The organism is Pacificibacter sp. (assembly GCF_039769035.1).
GTDB lineage: Bacteria > Pseudomonadota > Alphaproteobacteria > Rhodobacterales > Rhodobacteraceae > Celeribacter.
Genome location: NZ_JBDMZG010000006.1, coordinates 1 through 6,752, shown reverse-complemented (window position 1 = coordinate 6,752; position 6,752 = coordinate 1). Strand labels below are relative to the sequence as shown.

The following is a 6,752-nucleotide window of genomic DNA, read 5'->3' as shown; positions in this document are numbered from 1 at the left end:
GTGTAAGGCGCGAGAAGGTCGATAACCTTGATGCCTGTCACGAGGATTTCAGTTGCTGTGGACTGTTCGTCAAATGCTGGCGCATCACCGTGAATTGGGCGACGCTCAGTTGTGTCAACTGGGCCTTTTTCGTCAACAGGATCGCCTGTGACGTTCATGATGCGACCCAAAGTTGCTGTCCCAACTGGTACAGAAATTTGGTTGCCAGTGGCTGTCACGTCTTGGCCGCGTACGAGGCCTTCAGTGGCGTCCATCGCGATGGTACGTACAGTGCTCTCACCAAGGTGCTGAGCGACTTCGAGAACCAAACGGTTGCCATTGTTGTCTGTTTCGAGTGAGTCCAAAATCGCCGGCAATTCGCCGTCGAACTGAACGTCAACAACGGCGCCAATCACCTGGGTGATTTTGCCTTTTGCTTGTGCCATGTTTCGTTACTCCGGTTCTTAGAGCGCTTCAGCGCCCGAGATGATTTCGATAAGCTCGTTGGTGATGACGGCCTGACGTGAACGGTTAAATTCAATTGTCAATTTGTCGATCATGTCGCCTGCGTTGCGTGTGGCGTTGTCCATTGCGGACATCCGCGCACCCTGCTCGGAGGCTGCATTTTCCAAAAGAGCTGCAAAGATCTGCGTGGCGACGCCGCGCGGCAGAAGGTCTGCGAGGATGGCTTCTTCGGAAGGCTCGTAATCGTAGAGCGCACCGTTGTCATCTTCACTTGCTTCATATGCTGCTGGGACAACCTGCAAAGCTGTTGGAATTTGGGACACAACGTTGACGAACTTTGAATAAAAGATCGTCGCAACGTCGAATTCTTCTGCGTCAAAGCGGCTAAGAACATCCTTAGCAATGCTTTGTGCGTCAGAGTAACCCAGACGTTTCACGCCGCTCAGATCGACGTGGTCAATCATAAGCTCGCCAAATTCACGGTTCAGCTGTTCACGGCCTTTTTTGCCAACAGTGAGAATTTTCACTGTTTTGCCAGCTGCTTGCAATTCTTCAGCGCGGGCTTTTGCAAGCTTCACGATGGAAGAGTTGAAGCCGCCACACAGGCCGCGTTCTGCAGTCATCACGACGAGCAATTGCACATCGTCTTTGCCCGTCCCGGCAAGAAGCCGGGGCGCGCTATCAGAGCCACCAACTGACGCGGAGAGCGCACCCAAAACGGCGTTAAACCGTTCTGTGTAGGGGCGCGACGCTTCAGCTGCTTCCTGGGCGCGGCGCAATTTTGCGGCCGCGACCATTTGCATGGCTTTCGTGATCTTGCGTGTGGATTTCACACTCGCGATCCGATTTTTCAGGTCCTTGAGATTAGGCATTTAACTGTCCTTTTCCCAGGATTAAGCGAAAGTTGCTGCGAATTCGTCCAAAACAGCCTTCACCTTGTCGGCTGCATCACCTTTGATTTTTGGATCTTCATCAGAAATCCAAGTCAAAAGATCAGCGTGCTTGCCGCGCAAGAACTCAAGAAGACCTTTCTCGAAACGGCTCACATCGGAGACTTCGACTTTGTCGAGGTAACCGTTTGTACCCGCAAAGATCACGCAGACGATTTCAGCGTTGGTCAATGGTGAGTACTGAGCTTGTTTCATCAGCTCTGTCAAACGCGCACCACGTGCCAGCAATTGCTGTGTAGACGCATCAAGGTCGGAACCGAACTGAGCAAAAGCAGCCATCTCACGGTACTGAGCGAGTGAGAGTTTCACTGGGCCAGCAACAGAAGACATCGCTTTGGTTTGCGCAGATGAACCAACACGAGAAACAGACAAACCAGTGTTCACCGCAGGGCGGATACCTTGGTAGAAGAGTTCTGTTTCAAGGAAGATCTGACCATCGGTGATGGAGATAACGTTTGTCGGAATAAACGCAGAAACGTCGCCACCTTGGGTTTCAATGATAGGCAAAGCTGTCAAAGACCCTGAACCGTAGTCTTCGTTGAGTTTCGCAGAACGCTCAAGAAGTCTGGAGTGAAGGTAGAAAACGTCACCTGGGTAAGCTTCACGTCCTGGTGGGCGACGCAAGAGAAGTGACATCTGGCGGTAAGACACAGCTTGCTTTGAAAGGTCATCATAGATGATCAAAGCGTGGCGACCGTTGTCGCGGAAGTGCTCAGCCATAGCAGTCGCAGCGTATGGGGCCAGGAACTGCATAGGAGCAGGATCGGAAGCCGTCGCAGCAACAACGATAGTGTACTCAGACGCGCCGGATTCTTCGAGCTTTTTAACAAGCTGAGCAACTGTGGAGCGTTTTTGACCAATCGCTACATAGATACAGTACAACTTGTCGTTTTCAGACGTTGCAGCATCGTTGTAAGATTTTTGGTTGAGGATCGTGTCGAGCGCCACAGCTGTTTTACCAGTTTGGCGGTCACCAATGATGAGCTCGCGTTGGCCACGGCCAACTGGGATCATCGCGTCAACAGACTTAAGGCCTGTCGCCATTGGTTCGTGAACGGATTTGCGTGGGATAATGCCCGGCGCTTTAACATCAGCAACGAGGCGTTTGGATGTTTTGATTTCACCCTTGCCGTCGATTGGGTTGCCAAGACCGTCAACAACACGGCCAAGAAGTTCGTCACCGGCAGGAACGTCCACGATGGAGTTCGTACGCTTAACTGTGTCGCCTTCTTTAATGTCTTTGTCAGACCCGAAGATAACGATACCTACGTTATCGGCTTCAAGGTTAAGTGCCATCCCGCGGATACCGCCGGGGAACTCAACCATTTCACCAGCCTGAACATTGTCGAGACCGTAAACGCGGGCGATACCATCACCAACGCTCAGTACACGACCAACTTCAGCAACTTCAGCGTCTTTGCCAAAGTCTTTGATCTGATCCTTGAGGATCGCAGAAATTTCGGCTGCTTGGATTCCCATTATCCGACCTCTTTCATTGCATTCTGGAGGGAAGAGAGCTTGGAGGCGATTGACGTATCAATCATCTTCGAACCCACTTTAACGATAAGACCGCCGATGATCGAAGCATCAACAGTCGCATTAATTGTAACGTCTTTGCCAAACTGGGCAGACAAAGTCTTAGCCAGTTTGTCACTCTGCGTTTTGGTCAAAGCCTTTGCAGAGGTGACGTCCGCAGTCACTTCGCCGCGCTCTTCTGCGAGCATGGCGTTCAGTGCTTCCACAAACTGTGGCAACACAAACAGACGACGGTTTTGCGCCAGCAAAGCCAAAGTATTGGCTGTGATGGGCGAAAATTTCGCTTTTTTCGAAATGGCAGCCACAACAGCACCATGTTCCTCACGCGAGACAACAGGTGATGCGATAACTGCATTCAATTCAGCACTATCGGCCAAAGCCGATGCCAGAGAGGCAACATCGCCCTCTAGTGCTTTTAGCTTTTTGCTTTCCTTGGCCAGATCAAACAAGGCCGTGGCGTAGCGTGCGGCAATACCGCGGGAAATCGAAGCTGGTTCGGACACGTCCACCCTTCCGATGTCGTTGGGCCGTCCCCCCTCAATTCACTGATTTGTGAAGATCGCGAGTCGGGCATATTGAGAAGCCCGTGCGAATGCACAGGCAGCAAAAATCGCGCTGGGTATAGCTGAGCATTTGCCACCTCGCAACCTTGTTACTGACCTTTCGTGCCAACATGTCGCGGGCGCATTTATATAATATCAATCACTTAGACGTTTTGGTGTACCAAAGCGCTAAAAAAAAGTTACTCAAGCGTCACTTTTTACCACACTTTTTTGCGAATCCGCCGCCAAAACACGAAGATGACTCGACAAAACTGCTCGCTTGCGACGGCCTAAATCCACCACGGCACGCCCTCGCAACCACGAACGCTCAGACCTATGCGGGCTTGATCTCTGGCAAGGGGCGCAAACCGCCCAAAACGCCCTTGGCACGTCGGATCGCTTGTGGGCTCGCCGACCCAGTTTGGGCATAGACCTGTTTGGACACTTCTAGCATCAACACCCCACCCGCGAGGTGATCCGTGACCTTGCGTCCAATCCGTTCCAGAACAGGCCCAGAGCGCAACCAAAACTTCTTGTGTGACGGCGGCTGAAACAGCACGGCCTTGTGGCGTTCGGGCACGAAATTCGCCCGCTTGAGCTGCGCTTCGAGCTGCCCCAAAGAATACGGCCGCCCATAGCCAAAGGGCGTGTCATCAGACCGTGACCAAAGCCCACCACGATTCGGCACAATAAACAGCGCCTTGCCCCCCGGCCCTAAGACGCGCCAACATTCTTCCAGCACGGCAGATTGGTGATCGGAGGTCTCAAGCCCGTGCATCACCACCAGCTTGTCCACAAACCCCGTTTGCAAAGGCCACGCGGTTTCTTGGCAAAGCGTCGATGTGTTGTCCATGCCCGCAGGCCAATGCATCACGCCCTGTTGGTCCGGCATCAGTGCCACAACCCGACGCGCATCGGCCAAATACGGGCGCAGCATCGGCACCGCAAAGCCAAACCCCGCCACGTTTTGACGCGACGCATCTGGCCAATATGAAATGACTTGATTGCGGATCACACGCTGTGCAGCGCGCCCGAGGCCGGTGCGGTAGTAAAAATTTCTTAGGTCAACAACGTCGAGATGCATTGTAAAATTCTGATCCTTGGCCAAGTGTTGTAGGAACCATGCCTCAAAAATTGGACAAACGCTATGACAGAACTTGTGACCCTGCCCGTGCTTAAAGACAACTATGCCTTTTTGCTGCACGACGAAGCTTCAAGTTCGACGGCCTTGGTGGATATTCCAGAACATGGTCCGATTGTTGCAGAACTCGACAAACGGGGCTGGGCGCTTACTGACATTTGGATCACGCACCATCATTGGGATCACATCGATGGGCTCGCATCCCTGCTTGACGCCTGTGCTGAGCGCGGCTGGACACCACGCGTTGTGGCGGCCACTGCAGACATGCACCGCCTGCCCGCGGATTTGATCACACACCAAGTGGCAGACGGCGATAGCTTTGCTTTCGCTGACATGCCTGTGCAGATCATCGATGTGCCAGGCCACACAGTGGGTCACATCGCGCTCTACCTGCCCACCGCCGACATTCTGTTCACGGCTGACAGCCTTATGGCCCTTGGATGCGGACGCCTGTTTGAAGGTACTCCTGCGCAAATGTGGGACAGCCTGCAAAAACTGCGCGCACTGCCAAAGCAAACGATTGTCTGCTCCGGCCATGAATACACGCAAAGCAACGCCAAGTTTGCCCTTACAGTGGATCCCGACAACGCCGCGCTACAACAGCGCGCCACGGACATCACACTGGCACGGGCCAAAGATTTGCCCACCGTGCCGTCCACCTTGCAGCTGGAATGCGACACGAATCCCTTTTTGCGCGCCGATAATGCCGCGCTCAAAGCAGGGTTAAACATGGCCACCGCATCCGATTTAGAGGTCTTCACAGAGATTCGCGCCCGAAAAGACAGGTTCTGATGTTGCAATTGCCCCTTGCAAAGGCAGGCCCGCAGCATACATCATGATATCAAAGGGGCAGCATTTGTCCGTTGCCCCGACCAAAAATTGGAAGATCGCGCAAATTAACGCGTGTTAACCAAAAGTTTTCTTGAAGAACGAGCGTTTCAATCGAACTTTAAGACTATGCGGCGACGGTAATTGTAGACCCACTATGTGCCCCGTCTGGACCCAAATGAAAGGAGCACCCCCACAGTGCCATCATTTTCGAACACTCTTGAACAAGCCATTCATTCGGCGTTGGCCTTGGCCAATTCCCGCAAGCATGAGCTCGCAACGCTCGAGCACCTTTTGCTCGCGTTGATCGATGAACCCGACGCCGCACGCGTCATGCAAGCGTGCAACGTCGACCTTTCAGAACTGCGCAAAACGCTCGACGACTATATCGAAGAAGATTTGACGACGCTCATCACCGATATCGAAGGCTCCGAAGCTGTGCCAACAGCATCGTTCCAACGGGTGATCCAGCGCGCTGCAATCCATGTGCAATCCTCTGGCCGCACAGAAGTGACAGGCGCAAATGTTCTGGTCGCGATTTTCGCCGAACGCGAATCCAACGCGGCATTCTTTTTGCAAGAACAAGACATGACACGCTACGACGCGGTGAACTTTATCGCGCATGGCGTGGCAAAAGACCCTGACTTTGGCGAAGCACGCCCCATTACCGGTGCCGAAGACGAAGAAGACGGCCCCTCAATGGGCGGTCCGACATCTGGCGGCGAAGAAAAAGAATCTGCGCTGGCGAAATACTGTGTCGATCTCAACAAAAAAGCTGCTGAGGGGGATGTGGATCCTCTCATCGGTCGTGCCCACGAAGTCGAACGCTGCATTCAAGTGCTGTGTCGTCGTCGCAAAAACAACCCGCTTCTTGTGGGCGATCCTGGTGTTGGCAAAACCGCCATCGCCGAAGGCCTTGCACGTAAAATCGTAGACGGCGAAACCCCTGACGTTTTGTCCGGCGCGACAATCTATTCGCTTGATTTGGGGGCCCTTCTGGCTGGCACACGCTACCGAGGTGATTTTGAGGAACGCCTCAAAGCGGTGATGAAAGAACTCGAAGACCACAAAGACGCTGTGTTGTTCATCGACGAAATTCACACAGTCATCGGCGCAGGTGCAACATCTGGCGGCGCGATGGATGCGTCCAACTTGCTCAAACCTGCTTTGGCGGGCGGCAAATTGCGCTGCATGGGTTCAACAACTTACAAAGAATTCCGTCAGCATTTCGAAAAAGATCGCGCGCTGTCACGTCGCTTCCAAAAGATCGACGTCAATGAGCCATCCGTCGATGACGCGGTGAAGATCTTG

The 6,752-nt window shown here is 53.2% G+C and carries 6 protein-coding genes and 1 pseudogene; 2 read left to right on the top strand and 5 right to left on the bottom strand.

Annotation, left to right across the window (positions count from 1 at the left end):
• The 5 genes and pseudogenes from ABF287_RS00335 to ABF287_RS00315 form a co-directional block, all read right to left on the bottom strand.
• A pseudogene (locus ABF287_RS00335) lies at positions 1 to 425 on the bottom strand (F0F1 ATP synthase subunit beta); the annotation flags it as partial.
• Between the two features lie 18 nt (positions 426 to 443).
• Positions 444 to 1,316, bottom strand: a complete 873-nt coding sequence (locus ABF287_RS00330; RefSeq protein WP_347183035.1) for a F0F1 ATP synthase subunit gamma — start codon at positions 1,314 to 1,316, stop codon at positions 444 to 446.
• Positions 1,317 to 1,337: 21 nt separating this feature from the next.
• Positions 1,338 to 2,873 (bottom strand): F0F1 ATP synthase subunit alpha, encoded by a 1,536-nt coding sequence (gene atpA, locus ABF287_RS00325; protein WP_347183034.1) that lies wholly within the window; start codon positions 2,871 to 2,873, stop codon positions 1,338 to 1,340.
• Entirely contained in the window at positions 2,873 to 3,433 is a 561-nt protein-coding gene (locus ABF287_RS00320) for a F0F1 ATP synthase subunit delta (RefSeq protein WP_347183033.1), read from the bottom strand. The genes atpA and ABF287_RS00320 overlap by 1 nt, the downstream gene beginning before the upstream one ends.
• A gap of 373 nt (positions 3,434 to 3,806) precedes the next feature.
• Entirely contained in the window at positions 3,807 to 4,556 is a 750-nt protein-coding gene (locus tag ABF287_RS00315) for a methyltransferase domain-containing protein (protein ID WP_347183032.1), read from the bottom strand.
• A 63-nt stretch (positions 4,557 to 4,619) separates the two neighbouring features.
• Here ABF287_RS00315 and gloB point away from each other — a divergent pair, with 63 nt between their 5' ends.
• Positions 4,620 to 5,405 (top strand): hydroxyacylglutathione hydrolase, encoded by a 786-nt coding sequence (gene gloB, locus ABF287_RS00310; RefSeq protein ID WP_347183031.1) that lies wholly within the window; start codon positions 4,620 to 4,622, stop codon positions 5,403 to 5,405.
• A gap of 234 nt (positions 5,406 to 5,639) precedes the next feature.
• Positions 5,640 to 6,752, top strand: a 1,113-nt coding sequence (locus tag ABF287_RS00305; protein WP_347183030.1) for an AAA family ATPase, incomplete at its 3' end; no start/stop codon positions are given.